The organism is Pseudomonas sp. 3-2 (assembly GCF_019710535.1).
Taxonomy (GTDB): Bacteria; Pseudomonadota; Gammaproteobacteria; order Pseudomonadales; family Pseudomonadaceae; genus Aquipseudomonas; species Aquipseudomonas pharyngis.
In genome coordinates this window covers 683,529-700,394 of the sequence record NZ_CP081200.1, presented here as the reverse complement: position 1 = coordinate 700,394, position 16,866 = coordinate 683,529, and the positions used below count along the sequence as shown (strand labels likewise).

15 protein-coding genes and 1 pseudogene are annotated in these 16,866 nt (G+C 62.6%); 11 read left to right on the top strand and 5 right to left on the bottom strand.

The features are described from left to right. Positions 1–176: 176 nt before the first annotated feature. The 5 genes and pseudogenes from cobJ to K3819_RS03030 form a co-directional block, all read right to left on the bottom strand. Positions 177–1,880 (bottom strand): precorrin-3B C(17)-methyltransferase, encoded by a 1,704-nt coding sequence (gene cobJ / locus K3819_RS03050; protein WP_221398604.1) that lies wholly within the window; start codon positions 1,878–1,880, stop codon positions 177–179. Beyond that, entirely contained in the window at positions 1,880–2,614 is a 735-nt protein-coding gene (locus K3819_RS03045) for a precorrin-2 C(20)-methyltransferase (protein ID WP_371857894.1), read from the bottom strand. The genes cobJ and K3819_RS03045 overlap by 1 nt, the downstream gene beginning before the upstream one ends. Next, entirely contained in the window at positions 2,611–3,237 is a 627-nt protein-coding gene (locus tag K3819_RS03040) for a precorrin-8X methylmutase (protein ID WP_085611016.1), read from the bottom strand. Before K3819_RS03040 ends, K3819_RS03045 begins: the two co-directional genes overlap by 4 nt. Continuing rightward, positions 3,238–4,527 (bottom strand): annotated as a pseudogene (gene cobG, locus K3819_RS03035) (precorrin-3B synthase); the annotation flags it as partial. It lies immediately after the preceding gene. Between the two features lie 159 nt (positions 4,528–4,686). Beyond that, positions 4,687–5,325 (bottom strand): hypothetical protein, encoded by a 639-nt coding sequence (locus K3819_RS03030; RefSeq protein ID WP_221398603.1) that lies wholly within the window; start codon positions 5,323–5,325, stop codon positions 4,687–4,689. Positions 5,326–5,594: 269 nt separating this feature from the next. On the opposite strand from K3819_RS03030, the gene cbiE reads away from it, so the two are divergent. The 11 genes from cbiE (at position 5,595) to K3819_RS02975 (ending at position 16,858) form a co-directional block, all read left to right on the top strand. Beyond that, positions 5,595–6,806 (top strand): precorrin-6y C5,15-methyltransferase (decarboxylating) subunit CbiE, encoded by a 1,212-nt coding sequence (cbiE, locus tag K3819_RS03025; RefSeq protein ID WP_221398602.1) that lies wholly within the window; start codon positions 5,595–5,597, stop codon positions 6,804–6,806. Next, entirely contained in the window at positions 6,799–7,896 is a 1,098-nt protein-coding gene (locus K3819_RS03020) for a cobalt-precorrin-5B (C(1))-methyltransferase (RefSeq protein WP_085611020.1), read from the top strand. The genes cbiE and K3819_RS03020 overlap by 8 nt, the downstream gene beginning before the upstream one ends. Continuing rightward, positions 7,893–8,621 carry a cobalt-precorrin-6A reductase gene (locus K3819_RS03015; protein WP_221398601.1) on the top strand — a complete coding sequence of 243 codons (729 nt, stop codon included), beginning with the start codon at positions 7,893–7,895 and terminating at the stop codon, positions 8,619–8,621. Before K3819_RS03020 ends, K3819_RS03015 begins: the two co-directional genes overlap by 4 nt. 191 nt (positions 8,622–8,812) lie before the next feature. Next, the gene (locus K3819_RS03010) at positions 8,813–9,115 is read left to right on the top strand and encodes a type II toxin-antitoxin system RelE/ParE family toxin (protein WP_085611238.1); all 303 of its coding nucleotides are present in this window, start codon (positions 8,813–8,815) and stop codon (positions 9,113–9,115) included. Positions 9,116–9,118: 3 nt separating this feature from the next. Further along, a complete protein-coding gene (locus K3819_RS03005; protein ID WP_085609233.1) occupies positions 9,119–9,409 on the top strand; it encodes an addiction module antidote protein in 291 nt (96 codons plus the stop codon). Between the two features lie 97 nt (positions 9,410–9,506). Next, complete coding sequence (locus K3819_RS03000; protein ID WP_039772017.1) at positions 9,507–9,908, top strand: DUF2946 domain-containing protein; 402 nt, start codon at positions 9,507–9,509, stop codon at positions 9,906–9,908. 48 nt (positions 9,909–9,956) lie between these two features. After that, complete coding sequence (locus K3819_RS02995) at positions 9,957–10,436, top strand: copper chaperone PCu(A)C (RefSeq protein WP_085611022.1); 480 nt, start codon at positions 9,957–9,959, stop codon at positions 10,434–10,436. A 21-nt stretch (positions 10,437–10,457) separates the two neighbouring features. Continuing rightward, positions 10,458–10,904: a DUF2946 domain-containing protein gene (locus tag K3819_RS02990; protein ID WP_085611023.1), complete on the top strand. Its 447-nt coding sequence runs from the start codon at positions 10,458–10,460 to the stop codon at positions 10,902–10,904. An 84-nt stretch (positions 10,905–10,988) separates the two neighbouring features. After that, positions 10,989–13,109 carry a TonB-dependent copper receptor gene (locus tag K3819_RS02985; protein ID WP_221398600.1) on the top strand — a complete coding sequence of 707 codons (2,121 nt, stop codon included), beginning with the start codon at positions 10,989–10,991 and terminating at the stop codon, positions 13,107–13,109. A gap of 80 nt (positions 13,110–13,189) precedes the next feature. Then, positions 13,190–14,569 carry a PepSY domain-containing protein gene (locus K3819_RS02980; protein WP_210709674.1) on the top strand — a complete coding sequence of 460 codons (1,380 nt, stop codon included), beginning with the start codon at positions 13,190–13,192 and terminating at the stop codon, positions 14,567–14,569. A 162-nt stretch (positions 14,570–14,731) separates the two neighbouring features. Further along, positions 14,732–16,858 (top strand): TonB-dependent siderophore receptor, encoded by a 2,127-nt coding sequence (locus tag K3819_RS02975; RefSeq protein WP_221398599.1) that lies wholly within the window; start codon positions 14,732–14,734, stop codon positions 16,856–16,858. The last annotated feature ends 8 nt before the right edge of the window (positions 16,859–16,866 follow it).

Below are 16,866 nucleotides of genomic sequence, written 5' to 3'. Positions count from 1 at the left end.
ACAACAAGCCATTCAAACGATTTCAACGGAAACTTCCCGCGACATCAAAACTTCCAAACAAGTGTCACAGATATATAAATTGCCGTGCGATACGAAAGACAAGGCCGCGAACAACCCATTCGCGGCCTTGTCTTGTCAATCGATACCCGAGGGGGCACACGTCATGGAAAGGAGCATCAGCCGGCAGGCTTTTCGCCATACCAGCGGGGGGTGTACACCCAGTCGCCTTCCGTCGCGCGGGGGAAGGTGCAGGTGGTGGATGAACCGATCAGCACCATGGTGCGCATGTCCACCTGATCCGGGGTCAATGCGCCCAGCGTAGTGGTACGCAGAGTCTGTCCCGGTCTGCCGATATCGCGACCGAGCACCACCGGCGTCTGCGGCGTGCGATGTTGGGCAACGATTTCCAGGGCTCGTCCCAACTGCCACGGACGGGCGCGGGAGATCGGGTTGTAAAACGCCAATGCCAGATCGGCCTCGGCGGCCAGGTCCAGGCGCTTCTCAATGATCGACCACGGCTTGAGGTTGTCCGACAGCGACATCACGCAAAAGTCGTGTCCCAGCGGTGCACCGGCCTGAGCGGCGGTAGCGAGTGAGGCGGACACACCCGGCAGGATTTCCAGATCGACGCTGTGCCACGCCGGATCCGTCGACTCGTGCAACGCTTCGAGCACCGCCGCCGCCATGGCGAACACCCCCGGATCGCCGGACGAAACCACAATCACCGAACGGCCCTGTGCGGCCAGTCGGAAAGCGTGGCGGGCACGCTGCATTTCTTCGCGGTTGTCGGTGCAATGCTGCACCTGATCGTCGCGGAAGGGACCTGCCATGCGCACGTAGGTTTCATAACCCAATACGTCGGTGGCACGGGCCAGCTCGGCTTTTACCGCCGGCACCATCAGCTCTGCCGCGCCCGGGCCGAGGCCGATGACGGCCAGACGTCCGCGCGGACGACCGATCTGCGAAACATCCAGTGGCTGTTCTGCCACTGCGATGGCAAGGTCGCGGGATGTTTTGATGATTCGAGCGTCGGGGACAGCATCGCGAGCCAGCTCACCAATGTCACTCGCCGGCGCGACAAAGCGCAGCGGCACTCCCAGCTCGAGCGCTGCTTCACGCAGCGCCGGGCTGGCCATCTGAACGTCCGCCGCCACCAGACAGGCCAGCGATTGAATCGCCACACCGGCCTGCTGCAACGCATTGCGAATCGCATCCGGCAGATCGGCCACATCGGCCCCGACCGCCACCGCCACGCTGCGCGGATAAATCAACAACTCACTGGCGCTCGCCGCGCGAGCATCGCTGCCCACGTGAATCGAGCGCTGCGCCTGTGGATCTTCCGGCAGTTGCGCCTGCGCAAGCCACGGCGCGGCACCGTCGATGCGCACGCTGTGGCCGGCGAGCAGATCAGAGACAAATCGCTTGCCCTGCTCCAGATCCCCGAGCGCGTAACCGCCGGGTGGATTGAGCAGGCAAGTGCCGAAACGCAATTCGCCGCTGGTGGTGATCGCCGCTGCGACTTCAAGTGCAGCCGCGATCTCGCGGGCCATGACGTTCACCCCGCCGAGGCCGCCGAGCAGCGGCACCACGGCGCTGCCGTCTTCCGCCACGGCGAGCACCGGCGGTTCGGCGCCTTTTTCCAGCAACAGCGGCGCCAGCGTGCGGATGACAATGCCCGCCGCGCACAGGGCAATGATCGGCGTGTCCTGTTGATACAGCTCGCGCAGGGTCGCGCCGAAGTCGCTGTAAGTCAGGTCGGCGCCATCGACGCGCCCTTTCAGTCCATGAATCTGCGCAGTTGGATAGACCTGCTGCAGGCGACGGGCCGTGGCCAACGCGCCCTGGCCGAGAATGACGATGGCCGGTGTGGAATGAGTCATCAGCCTTGCCACCGTTCGCCGGGCACAATGATCAGCGAGAAGTACGGCGACGACATCGGCTCGACCTCATCCAGCGGCACGATCTTCTGGTTGGCCATGGTCGCGCGCTCGACATACAGCGCACGCTCGGCCAGGCCCAGTTCCGCCAACACATCGCGCACTTTCGGGAAATTGCGCCCCAGCTTCATGATCACCGCCGCGTCGGCATCGGCCAGACGACGTTTGAGCTCTTCGTGAGGCAGCACACCGGACAGCACCGACAGGCTCTGATTGCGATACACCAGCGGCGCGCCCAGCACCGACGCGCCGCCGAGCATCGAGCAGACGCCCGGCACCACTTCGGCTTCATAACGGTTGGCCAGGCGGTCATGCAGGTACATGTAGGAACCGTAGAAGAACGGGTCACCTTCGCAGATCACCGCTACATCGCGGCCGGCATCCAGATGCACGGCCACTTCCTCGGCGGCGTCATCGTAGAAATCGCTGATCACCTGCTCGTAGGACAGCGGCGCCGGCAGCACTTCGGTGGTCACCGGGTACACCAGCGGCAGCAGATTCTGCGCGTCCTGCAGGTGCGCTTCGATGATGCCGAACGCGTTACCCTTTTTGCCCTTGGCCACGAAGTACGCCACCACCGGCGACTCGCGCAACAGGCGCAGGGCCTTGACGGTAATCAGTTCCGGATCACCGGGGCCGACGCCCAGGCCAATCAAACGTCCTTGAACCTGCATCATTCGATCTCCGTGGCGAGGGCATTGACCGCCGCGGCGGCCATGGCGCTGCCGCCGAGGCGGCCCTGCATGATCACGAACGGCACCCCACGGCTGTTGGCGGCCAGCTCGGCCTTGGATTCGGCAGCGCCGACGAAGCCCACCGGAAAGCCGAGGATCAGCGCCGGTTTCGGGGCACCGGCGTCGAGCATTTCCAGCAGATAGAACAGCGCGGTCGGCGCGTTGCCGATCACCACCACGCTGCCCTCCAGATGCGGACGCCACAGTTCCAGCGCCGCTGCCGAGCGGGTGTTGCCCAGCTCGCGCGCCAGCTCCGGCACGCTGTCGTCGCGCAGGGTGCAGATCACTTCGTTGTTGGCCGGCAGGCGCGCACGGGTCACGCCCTCGGAAACCATCCGCGCATCGCACAGGATCGGCGCACCGGCAGCCAGCGCATCGCGCCCCGCCTTGCCGGCGCCTTCGGAGAATTGCAGCCCGTCGATGGCCTCGACCATGCCGCAGGCGTGGATCACCCGCACGGCGAGTTTTTCCAGGTCGGCCGGGATGCGCGCGAGGTTGGCCTCGCGGCGAATGATCGCGAAGGAGTTGCGATAGATCTCCTGACCGTCGCGGATGTAATCAAGCATCAAGGGGCTCCGTGAGCGGGCGACGAGCAGGGTCGCGGCCGCTTCGATAGTAAGGTTTTGAGCGTGCAGCGCGCCGAAACCGGGCACCGCTGCATCGCGAATGTAGAGGTCGTAATGACCGGGGCTGACGGCCAGCAACGTTGCCGGAGCACGGTGGGCGGCGGCGCAGGAACGCGGGCAGCCGGACAGGTGCACATCCACGGCGTGGGGCAACAGCGTCGCCAAAAGGCGGGCATCGTGTTTGGTGTCGGCCAGGCCTTTGCCGCAACCGTTGGAGCCGGTGCAGGCGATCAGGTGCGCTACAGGATTTTCGGCATGGGTCAGCAGGTTCAGCTTGCCCAATTCGTCGAGCACTTGAACCGCAGCGGTTTCCCGCACATTGGGCAGCAACAGACTCTGCCAAGGGGTGAAACGCAGGGTGCCGTCGCCGAAAGTTCTGGCCAGTTGCGCGGCGCCACGCAGCATGTCCGGATCGAGGCGGCCAAACGCCGGTGCGGCACCGACATACACCTGACCGGCCGATGGCTGAGGATGGATGCCGATGTGCAAGCCTTCCGGCGTCGATTCACGCCGCCAGTCGCCGACGCTTTGCAGACTGATCCGCCGCCCGAGTGTTGCCAGGAACATCGGCGCCGGACATTCATCCAGCAGATGACGCATTCGCGTCTGCTCCGGTCGAGCCAGATCGAGGAACACCTCAAGCACCGCCACCACCAGCGCATGTCCGTGCGCAAGCGCCACGGCGGCCAGCGGTCGCTCCGTCGGGCAACCCGCCAGGCCGAATGCCAACAGCGTTTCCCCGCGCTCTTCGTATACCGACAACCACAGATCATGGGGATGTTCGAGCATCGCCAGCGCTTCACCGCCATCCAGTTGCACGGCGAACTTGGCGCTCAACTCGTGGAAACGCGGATGGCTTTGCAGGGTATCGAGAATCTGCCCGGCGAGCGTGCGGGTATCCAGGCGCATCTGCGGGTCGATCCCTGCAGCAGGGCTTAGCATCAGGTTGCGCACATCATCACCGGCGGCGGTTCGCGGCCCGAGGCCGGCGGCCAGCAGGCTGTCGATCAGCGCGGTGCCGTGCTCATCGATCCCGCGAATCTGCAGGTTGGCGCGGTTGGTGGCCTCGATCACGCCACTGGCGAAACGCTCGGCGGCATGCGCCACCACCTCAGCCTGATCGGCGCTGATCGAACCACCATTGAGTTTGATCCGGCAGATACCGCCATCCAGCGCCTGGACGATACGCAGCAACCCCGGACAAGCCGAGGGGCGTAGAGCTGTTGACATCGAGCGTTCGTTCAAGGGATGACCGGCTGGCTGGCAGCACCGTGAGGGCGAAAGGTCGCCATTATGCCTGCTTTGCCCGAGCGCATGAAAATGCCTGCCGGTCGGATTCTGCGTTGCCGGGCTATTCCCGTGGAAGAAAATCGCCTCAGAGGGAGGCGGTCACAGCGGGTAATCCTCGAAATTGAATTTGATCCCCTCCAGCGCCTTTATCACACTGGCTCGACGAGCGTCCAAGACCCGGCGACTGATCACCACCTTCCGAGCCAGAACATCCAGCTGAGTCATTACTTGCGAAACGTTCCAGAAAAAATACCCGGTGTTCAGGCTCGACTTGATGAACCGGGTATTTGTCACGATCAATTCCATATCACCATTGGCGTTGTAATTGATCGGCATGATTTTGAAATCGAAGACCTTGCCACTAAGGCCTTTGACCTTTTTCAACAGTTCAACGTCGCCTTCAAGCGCCATCAGCCCTCGATCAACGCCAGCCACCTGTTCAGCACTCAGCAGCGGCGATGCCAGTCGTGACCAGACCTCGCGCACGCTGCCCCTGAACTGCGTCTGAACGTGCTCGATCGGTTGATAATCACGGCTCCAGCCATGCGACCACAGTACATCGGTAAAATAATCGGTCCATCGTCCAGGCTGGGTCGCACTGTTATAAGTCATATCCGCCTGGCGCTGTGCCAGGTAAGTACAGTTCAACGCGAACTGATAATCCTCGTTTGATTGCCCCCGACTGCCGGTCAGCAATATATCGCCGACAAGTGTCGCATTATGTTTTATGTCATCCATGTTTATCCTCACATCCCTATCACCGGACGCCAGCAAGGCGTTCAATCATTAGTTAATTAAAAATCGTTCAGAAGATGATCCAGCCCGTTTTATGGGTAACGTTCAACTTGATCAAAAACCAAAATAACAAAGACGTTCGATCCGCCAATCGGTTTTCAACCACATAACATGTCTACCGCTGCCTTCGCCTGCAACAAGGCAGCAGCGCCAGACAACAGAAGCCGCGCTATCATGCGCCGCTTGAACGGCGCATGAGATTGAGGAACGGCATGACACCCTGGCTGACGGTAGTGGGAATCGGTGAAGACGGCTTCAAGGGCCTGGGCAAGAATGCCCGCCGCGCCGTGCTGGGCGCCTCGCGGATCATCGGCGGCCAGCGTCAACTGGACCTGTTGCCGGCGTGCATTGGTGGCGAGCGCCAGTTGTGGCCGAGCCCGTTCTCCCTGGCCCCGGTTCTTGAACGCCGTGGCGAAGCGGTGTGCGTGCTGGCCAGCGGTGATCCGATGTTCTACGGCGTTGGCGCAAGTCTGGCGCGGCAGGTGCCAGGAACCGAAATGCTGGTTCTGCCATCGCCATCCTCATGCTCGCTGGCGGCCTCCCGACTGGGCTGGCCGCTGCAGGACGTCAATGTGCTGTCGCTGGTGGCCCGCCCTCTTGCGGCCCTCAATGCGCAACTGTTCAGCGGCGTGCGCCTGTTGCTGCTGAGCAATGACGGCCAGAGCCCGGCGGCGGTTGCCACGTTGCTGCGTGAACGCGGATTCGGCGCCAGTCGTCTGAGCGTCCTGGAGCATCTGGGCGGCAGCGCCGAACGCCGAATCGACAGCACCGCCAACCACTGGAACGATCCGCTTATTGCCCACCTCAATGTGATCGCCATCGAATGCATGGCCGATCCGCATACACCGCGCCTGTCGCGCTTGGCCGGCCTGCCGGACTCGGCCTTCGAGCACGATGGCCAACTGACCAAGCGCGACGTACGCGCCATCACCCTCGCCCGCCTCGCCCCGACCCCGGGCGAACTGTTGTGGGACGTCGGCGCCGGCAGCGGCTCGATCGGCATCGAGTGGATGCGCGCGCACCCGAGCTGCCGCGCCCTGGCCATCGAGGCCGACGAGGGTCGCCAGCAACTGATCGAACACAACCGTGATGCCTTGGGCGTTCCTGGCCTGCAACTGATTCGCGGCAGTGCTCCTCAGGCCCTCGCCGGTCTTGAGCGTCCGGACGCCATTTTCATCGGCGGCGGCGTGACCCGCGAAGGGGTGCTCGACACCTGCTGGGAACACCTCAAACCCGGTGGCCGACTGGTGGCCAACGCCGTGACGCTGCAAAGCGAAATGACCTTGATGGCCTGGCGCGAACGCCACGGTGGCGAGTTGACCCGCATCCACATTGCCCAGGCACAGCCGCTGGGCGAGTTCGACACCTGGCGCCAGGCCTTGCCGATCTCCCTGCTCGATCTGGTCAAACCCCTTGATGCGTGACGAAACCGCCGAACAACCCGCGCCCCTGCGCAGCGGCCTGACCACCGGCAGCTGCGCCACGGCCACCAGCCTCGCCGCTGCCCGTCTGCTGCTCGGTGGCTCATCGGCCGACGCCGTGCAGATCGTGTTGCCCAAGGGCAAGCAGGTGCAGATGCGTCTGGAGTTCTGCCGGCTGACCGAAGACGGCGCCGAAGCCGGAACGATCAAGGATGCCGGCGATGATCCGGACGTGACTCACGGCGCCCTGCTTTATTCGCGGGTGCGGCTGATGGCCGAGCCGGGGATTCGCTTCATGGCCGGCAAGGGCGTCGGCACCGTGACCCGGCCGGGGCTGGTGCTGGGCGTCGGCGAACCGGCGATCAACCCGGTGCCGCGCAAGATGATCAGCGATCACCTGACCCTGCTCGCCGAAGAAACCGGCTATCGCGGCGGCTTCGAGGTGACGGTCAATGTCGAGGGCGGCGAAGCTTTGGCATTGAAAACCATGAACCCGCGTCTGGGGATTCTCGGCGGCTTGTCGATCCTCGGCACCAGCGGCATCGTCCGGCCGTTTTCCTGCGCGGCGTACATTGCCTCGATCCATCAAGGCATCGACGTGGCAAAAACCAACGGCTACCTGCACATCGCCGCCTGCACCGGCAACGCCAGCGAAGACACCATGCGCCGGGTCTACAACCTGCCGGAAATCGCCCTGATCGAAATGGGCGACTTCGTCGGCGCCGTGCTCAAGCACCTGCGCAAAGTGCCTGTGGATAAACTCAGCCTGTGCGGGGGCTTCGGCAAGATCAGCAAACTGGCGGCCGGGCACATGGACCTGCACTCGCGTCATTCGAGCATCGACCTGCCGCAACTGGCCGACTGGGCGGCGGCAATTGGCGCCGACGACACCTTGCAGCAAGCCATTCGCGAGGCGAACACCAGCCAGCAGGCGTTGGCGATGGCCCGTGCGGCGGGTGTTGCCCTCGGTGATGAAGTTTGCCGCCATGCTCTGGAGTTCGCCCGCAGCGTGGTGCCGGCTCAGGTGCAGGTCGAGGTGTTTGCGATTGATCGTCAGGGTGGCATTGTTGGCCATGCGGGTGCCTTTGAATGAAGCGAATCTTGTTGCTCGGCGGCGTGACTGAAGCGCTCGCCATCGCACGCACGTTGGGACCGGAACACATTTACAGCCTGGCCGGTGTCGGCCGGGTGCCGACCGATCTGACGTGTCAGGTGCGCGTCGGCGGCTACGGCGGTGCCGAAGGCCTGGCGCAGTTCATTCGCGATGAAGGCATCAATCTTCTGTTCGACGCGACCCATCCCTACGCCGCGCAAATCAGCCGGAACGCCGCCACCGCCGCGCAACTCACCGGTATCCCCTGCTGGGCCCTGCGCCGCCCCGCGTGGCAACCGCAACCCGGCGATGACTGGCGCGAAGTCGCCGACTGGGCCGAACTGATCACCGCCCTCGAACCCTTCCGCCGCCCCCTGTTCACCCTTGGCCGCGAACCGCTGCAACACCTCGACGAAATCCCCGCGCACCAGTTCTGGACCCTGCGCGCCCTCGACATTTATCCCGGCAACGAACGCTGCGAAGTCATCGGCGCCCGTGGGCCATTTCTACTGGAAGATGAGCGGGCGCTGTTCGAACGCCGGCAGATCGACGTGCTGATCAGCAAGAACAGCGGCAGCACCGCAACCGAGCCGAAACTGGAAGTGGCGCGGGAGCTTGGGGTTCCGGTGATGGTGTTGAAGCGGCCGGTGTTGGCGAGGGTTGATCGGGAGTTCAAGAGTACGTCTGAAGTCCTGGAAGCCCTCTCTACGTCAGATAATTCCTGATTTCGAGCTAATCCTTGATTTGACCGGCAGAATTTCAGGAACCAGCCGACTGTTCGCCCCTGCCACCTCACGCCAAGATTTCGATTCCTTTAATCCACACAGATTTGCAGCGAGCAAATTCTTGAAGCGCACTGCTGCCTTCAAGAAAAATGCGGCTTGTCAGTCTGTATCCCAAGGAATACGATTTCGACATGATCGAATTTGAACGATCCCCTGCATTTGCCGATTGGCTCGACTCGATGAAAGACACCAACGGCAAAGCTCGCATCATCGCCAGAATTCGAGGTGCAGAGCATGGAAATATGGGTGATTGCGAGTTCGTTGGCAGTGCCGTTTATGAAATGCGCGTTCATTACGGTCCCGGCTACAGGATGTACTTCACACGTAAAGGTAACGTGATTTATCTGCTACTGCTGGGGGGCGACAAGTCGACACAAAAACGAGATATCAAACGCGCCATCCGGATGGCGCAAAGCATCGGTAATGAGGAGTAAGTCATGACCGAAAAATTCACCCGCTTCGACGCTGCAGAGTTTCTTAAAACGCCGGAGGAAATGGCGGCTTACCTGGACGCCTGTTTTGACGAAGATGCTGGCGATGGCGTTCTCATCCGTGCAGCGCTTAATGACATTGCCCGCGCCCAAGGCATGACTCAGGTTGCGCGGGATGCAGGTCTGGGTCGTGAAAGCCTTTATAAAGCGCTGAGCAGCACTGGAAATCCGGAATTCGCGACTATCATGAAAGTCATGAAGGCGCTGGGTTTGCGGCTGCATGCCGTAGCAGGCTGAATCCTCTGCGACACCAAACCGCACGACGCTTTTTTACTTATCGGCCCTGATCAGGCTAAATAGCCGCGCCTGATCGCCCACCCCACGGATCTGTCCCATGAACCGACACCGGCTCGCATTTGCCTGGATCGCCTGCTTTGCAGTGCTGTTCAACATGCTCGCCATGCCGTTGACGGGAGCGATGGCGCAGGCGGCGCAGACGCCGGCCGAGCAGTTGTTGTGGAGCAGTTTCTGCACCGGCAGCGGGACGAAGATGGTGGCGATCGACATCGGCAGCCTCGATCAAAAAGCGCCGCAAAGCGGTGACAATCATTCGACCATGCAGCATTGCTGGTGCTGTTCCGGATCGGCGCCGGTGGTGGCGTTGCCGGGGCATTCGCCGCAGCTGTATTTCGCTCAGTACGAAAGTAATCGCAGTGTGGCGCCCGCCTTGCTGCAAACCCCGACACCGCGCCAGCAATGGCCGAGCCTCAATCCCCGCGCCTCTCCTCTGGTCTGATTTGTTCCCGCATTTGACCTGCGTTTCAAATCGTTCTGGAGAACTGCCATGTTGAACAAATTCATCGTCATCGCTGCGCTTTTGCTGCCTGCGTGCTTCGTCCATGCCCACGAATACAAGGCCGGCGAGCTGGAAATCGCCCACCCGTGGTCGCAGGAACTGCCGCCGAACGCGCCGACCGTTGCCGCGTATTTCATCATTCACAACGCCGGCAAGACGGCTGACCGCCTGCTCAGCGTCGACTCGCCGATTGCCCCGACAGCGGAACTGCACGAGCACGTGATGCAGGGCGATCTGATGAAGATGCAACAGGTGCCGAATGTGGCGATCCCGGCCGGTGAAAACGTGACATTCGCGCCGATGGCCTATCACGTGATGCTGATGAATCCGACCGACCGCAGTCTGCTGACCGACGGCAAGCGCTTTCCCCTGACGATGCACTTTGAAAAGGCCGGTGACGTGACCGTCGAAGTCGCCGTGCAGAAGAAGCCGCCGCAAGCCACGCAAGCCCACGCGCACGCCCAGTAGCCGTTCCGGCAGACTCCGCCCATGCGCCCCCTGAGCGCCAGGCCCTCCCTGCAACGCCGTCAGACTGAACACCTGACCCGCGGCAGCTGGATCGCCCTGTTCGCCATGTTGATGATCTTCATCGGCCCGCTGATTTCCCAGTCAATGCCGATGGATCAGCACGCCTCGACAACCATGCCAATGAGCATGGACATGTCGATGGACATGGCGGGTATGGATCATTCCGCGCATGAAACAAAACCCTCGGCCGAACACTGCCCGCCACAATCCTCGCACCACGTACTGTGGGAAAAATGCGGTTATTGCAGCCTGCTGTTCAACTGCCCGGCGCTGACCGGCGGTGGCAGCTTCGCCACCTTCAGCATTCCACTGGTCAACACCTTCACCCCACCCTCCCCGCGTCTGGGCCATGCCCGGCAGACCTTTTTCCCCGGCGCCCGCACCCGCGCCCCGCCCGTCGCAGCGTAAACACCCACCTCTGATTGCACACGGTTGAGAAGACAGCTTCAGGCTGCCGGCCGTGTTGTTTACGACTGTTTGATGGAAATTGTCATGTCCAGGTTTTCTGCTGTCCCACGCCCGGGTTCTGCCCCGGCGTCCTTTGCTCTGAACGAATCCCGCGTTCGCTTCAGACACGCGACCGCCGTCCTTTGCGGCGTCCTGCTGTCCCCGCTGGTCCACGCCGACGAACACGCCGGCCACGCTGAAGAACTGAGCCCGACGGTGATCACCGCCATCGCCCCGAGCTCACCGCTGACCATCGTCACCAACCCGAAAGACCCGCGCCAACCGGTGCCGGCCAGCGACGGCGGCGACTACCTGAAGACCATTCCCGGCTTCGCCCTGGTGCGCAACGGCGGCACCAACGGTGATCCGGTATTGCGCGGCATGTTCGGTTCGCGCCTGAACATCCTCACCAACGGCAGCATGATGCTCGGCGCCTGCCCCGGCCGAATGGACGCGCCGACCTCGTACATTTCGCCCGAGACCTACGACAAACTCACCGTGATCAAAGGCCCGCAAACCGTGCTTTATGGACCGGGCGCCTCGGCCGGCACGATCCTGTTCGACCGCGAGCCGGAAAGCTTCGGCGAACTCGGCACCCGCGTGAACGCCAGCGTGCTGGCCGGCTCCCACGGGCGCTTCGACAAGGTCGTCGATGCGGCGGCCGGCGGCTCGCTGGGTTACGTGCGAGTGATCGGCAACACCGCGCACTCCGACGACTACCGCGACGGCAACAACGACATCGTTGCCTCGCGCTATGACAAGTGGAACGGCGACGTGGCGCTGGGCTGGACACCGGACGCCGACACCCTGATCGAACTCACCGCCGGCAAGGGCGACGGCGAAGCGCGCTACGCCGGACGCGGCATGGACGGCTCGCAATTCCTGCGCGAAAGCCTCGGTCTGCGCTTCGAGAAATCCAACCTCACCGAGGTGCTGGAGAAGCTCGAAGCGCAGGTCTACTACAACTACGCCGACCACGTGATGGACAACTACACCCTGCGCACGCCGTCCGGCACCGGGATGATGGCGGGACCGATGGCGTCCAACGTCGACCGTCGTACCCTCGGCGCGCGGATCAAGGCCACCTGGCGCTGGGCCGACATCCAGCTGATCACCGGCCTCGACGCGCAAACCAACGAACACCGGCAGCGCAGCGGCATGGGCATCGATACCTACAAGGATCAGCCGTTCACCAAGGACGCCGACTTCCATAACTACGGCGTATTCAGCGAAATGACCTGGTACGCCGCCGACCGCGACCGGCTGATTACCGGCGCCCGCGTCGACCGTGCCTCGGCCAAGGATTATCGGCAGAGCACCGGTTCGGGAATGATGTCCAGGCCGAACCCGACCGCTGGCGATACCCGCGCCGCCACCCTGCCGAGCGGTTTCATCCGTTACGAGCATGACCTGGCCGACAGCCCGACCACGCTCTACGCCGGCCTCGGCCACGCCCAGCGGTTCCCGGATTACTGGGAGCTGTTTTCGCCCAAGTCCGGCCCGGCGGGTTCGGTCAATGCGTTCGATTCGATCAAGCCGGAAAAGACCACCCAGCTCGACTTTGGCGTGAACTATAAGAGCGCCGAGCTTGAAGCCTGGGCCTCGGGTTACATCGGCCAGGTGCGCGATTACATCCTGTTCGATTACACCCCGGGGATGATGGGCATGAGCACTTCCCGCGCCGAGAACATCGACGCGCGGATCATGGGCGGTGAACTCGGTGCCGCTTACAAACTCACCGACAACTGGAAAGCCGATGCGACCCTGGCCTACGCCTGGGGCAAGAACAGCACCGACGGCAAGGCCCTGCCGCAGATGCCACCGCTGGATGCCCGTTTCGGCCTGACTTATACCGAAGACAACTGGAGCGCCGGCGCACTGTGGAGGGTGGTTGCCGCGCAAAACCGTATCGACCAGAACAAGGGCAACGTGGTCGGCAAGGATTACGACAAGAGTTCAGGCTTCGGCGTGTTCTCGCTCAACGGTGCCTACCGGATCAACAAACACTGGAAGGTCAGTACCGGCGTCGACAACCTGTTCGGCAAGGCTTACGCCGAACACCTGAACCTGGCGGGCAACGCCGGGTTCGGCTACCCGGCCAACGACCCGCAAGCGATCAATGAACCGGGGCGCACGCTCTGGACCAAGGTGGACATGAGTTTCTAACCCTCAAGGGCACTCGCTCCCCTTGAGGGAGCGAGTGACAACAGACAACGAGAAGATCCAAGCCAAGCGGAGCACACGTGATGAAACAGCCCAAACCGAATTTCTACAACCTGGCCTGGCGTTGGCATTTTTATGCCGGATTGTTCGTCGCCCCGTTCATGGTGATGCTGGCCCTGACCGGCATCATTTACCTGTTCAAGCCGCAACTCGATTCGCTGATGTACAGCAGCCTGCTGAACGTCCCGGCCGGGCATCACACCGTGCCGGCCGACGACCTGCTGCAAAAGGTCAAAAGCGCTTATCCACAGGGCCAGGTCACCCAGTACCTGCCGCCGGTGAATGCCGAGCGCAGCGCGCAGTTTGTCGTGGCCAATGCCGGCCATGAGCTGAACGTGTTCGTCGATCCGTACCACGGCGACATCCTCGGCGAGCAGGATGCCAGGCAGAACCTGCAAGCCATCGCCCGGGCGATCCACGGCGAATTGATGATCGGCACCGTCGGTGACCGGTTGATCGAAATGGCCGCCGGCTGGGGCGTGGTGCTGGTGGTGTCCGGGGTTTTCCTGTGGTGGCCGCGAGGTCAGGCAGCAGGGATTTTGTGGCCACGCCTGAGCAGTCGCGGCCGCGTGCTGTGGCGTGACCTGCATGCCGTGACCGGATTCTGGGGCGCGGCATTGCTGCTGGTGATGCTGCTCAGCGGCATGACCTGGACCGGCTTCTGGGGCAAGCAGTACGCCCAGGTGTGGAACGTGTTCCCGGCGGCGATGTGGGACAACGTGCCAACCTCCGACGTCGAGGCCGGCAGCCTCAACAACGCCGCGCGCCAGACCGTACCCTGGGCGATGGAAAACACCCCGATGCCGATGTCCGGCGACCACGCCGAACACATGGCCCACGGTGGCATGCAACACGGCCCCGCTGCACCGACCATCCGCCTGCAGGATGTGCAGAACATCGCCATCGAGCGCAAGGTCGAGCCGGGCTACAGCATCACAATGCCGACCACCGCCACCGGCGTGTTCACCATCGCCGTGTTCGCCGACGACCCACGCAACGACGCGACCCTGCACATCGATCAGTACACCGGCAAGGTTCTCGCCGATGTGCGCTTCGAGCAATACGGCGCTGTTGCCCGCGCTACCGAGATCGGCGTGATGCTCCACGAAGGCAAGATGTTCGGCACCTTCAACCAGATCATCGTGTTGCTGATCTGCCTGATGATTCTGCTCAGCGCCGTCAGCGGTGTGGTGATCTGGTGGAAGCGTCGGCCCCAGGGCAAATTCGGCGTGCCGCCGCTGCGCCACGATCTGCCGAAATGGAAAACCGGGGTGGCGATCATGCTGGTGCTGGCGGTGGTGTTTCCGCTGGTAGGGGCTTCGCTGGTAGTGGTGTGGTTGCTGGATCGGCTGCTGTTGTCGCGTCTGGGCCGGCAAACTGAATCTGCCTCAACTTCATCGTGAATCACGCGAGATGCGCGATCCAGACAGATCTTTAAACTGCCGGGGCTTAAACTTCGGCAATTTTTAGTGTTACTGTATAACGCAAATTTGCTGCTCTGCCCGCGGCCATGCCTTGTCATGAGCCGGCGGGCTTTTCTTTTGAAGAAGTGATTCACCGCCCCGATGAACAAGTACCTCTTGTCCAGCCTCTGTCTGTTGGCCCTGAACAGCAGCGCCCACGCCGACAACGCCGCGCTGACGCTGCCCACCGGCACCATCACCGCTCTGGCCAATGACGACCCGACCGTCAGCCTGACCACGCCGACCAGCGCCGGCTCGCGCCTGAACCTCAGTGCGATGGAAACCCCGGCCAGTGTCGAAAGCCTGAGCGGCGAACAGGTCCGCGCCCGTGGCGACCGCAGCGTGCAGGACGCCGTATCGCGCAGCACCGGCATCAGTCGCACCGGCACGCCGGGCGACGGCGGCACTTCGTTGCAGGCCCGGGGTTTTACCGGGCAGAGTTCGGTGATGCAGTTATATGACGGCAACCGCATGTACACCGGCATGGGCACCGTGACGTTTCCGGTCGACACTTGGTCGGTGGAGCGCGTCGACGTGCTGCGCGGCCCGGCCTCGGTGTTGTATGGCGAGGGCGCGACCGGCGCGGTGGTCAACGTGATCCCGAAGAAGCCGTTCGAAGGCGAAATCGAAAACCATGTGCGGGTCGGTTACGGCTCGTTCGACCGCCAACAGCAGGCGTTCGACAGCGGCGGCTCGCTGAGCGACACCCTCAGCTATCGACTCAACCTCAACCGCCTGCGCAGCAACGGCTGGGTCGATCGCGGTGATTCATCCAGCGACTTCATCAGCGCCGCCCTGCGCTGGCAGGCCACGGACGATCTGACCTTCACCCTCGCCCACGATTACGGCGATCAGCGCCCGCAGAACTACTTCGGCACGCCACTGATCAACGGCCAGTTGAAGGACAGCCTGCGCAACAAGAACTACAACGTGCGCGACGACAAGCAGCACTACAACGATCAATGGACACGCCTGACCACGGATTGGCAGATCAACGCTGCAGTCAGCGCCAGCAATGAGCTGTACTACCTCAAGGCCCAACGCCGCTGGCAGAACGCCGAGAACTACAACTTCGACGCTGACAGTCAGCAGCTCAGCCGCAGCGGCTACTTCGGCATCGGCCACAAGCAGGAACAGGTCGGCGACCGCCAGACCTTCACCTTCAAGCACTCGCTATTCGGCCTCGACAGCCAGACCGTGACCGGCGTCGACTACAACCGCATCCGCTTCCAGCTCGACAGCAACTCGCCGTTCAACGACGTATTGCCGAACGGCCAGCCGCTGGATCGGTATCACCCGCAACCCGGCTATTTCGAGAGCGCCGATCCGTATCGCGATCAGTTCGACAGCACCACAAAACAGATGTCGGTGTTCGCCGAAAACCGCACGCAACTGAGTGAGCGCTGGTCGCTGGTGACCGGTGTACGCCGCGACTACGTGCATGTGGATCGCAACAACCTGGTCGACGGCAGTCAGAGCGACAAGACCCTGACCGGCAACAACTGGAAGGCCGGCCTGGTGTTCGCGCTGACGCAAGACACCTCGTTCTACGGCCAGGTTGCCACCAGCACCGATGGCATCGGCGGTTTGATTTCCCTGAGCCCGAGCCAGCAGCAATATGACCTGTCCACCGCGCGGCAAACCGAGATCGGCTTGAAGCAGCTGTTCTGGGATCAGCGTGGCGAGTTCACGCTGGCGGCGTATCGCATCGTGAAGAAGAAGCTGCTGACCGACGATCCGGGCAACCCGACGCTCAAGCAACAGGTCGGCCAGCAGTCGTCGAACGGCCTGGAGGCGAGCCTCGATCTGCAACTGCCGAACGCCTGGCAACTGCAGGCCAACGCCGCCATCGTCAAAGCCAAGTACGACGATTTCGAAGAAGTGGTCGGCGGCGTGCCGGTGTCGCGCAACGGCAATCGCCCGGTGGACGTGCCACGACGCACCGCCAATCTTTGGCTGAGCAAAGCGCTGGCCGATGACCTGAAAGCCGGCGCCGGCGTGCGTTATGTCGATGCGCGCTACGCCGATATGGCCAACCGCAACGAGCTGCCGAGCTACACCGTGGTCGATGCAACGTTGTCATGGAAAGCCCTGCGCAACACCACGCTGGGGTTGCAGGTGAACAATCTGTTTGACCGGACGTATGCGCAAAGCCAATACAATGAGGGCCAGCAGTGGATTCTGGGTGAGCCTCGTTCGTTCTTTGTCACCGCTGACTACACCTTCTAGAACAGGAA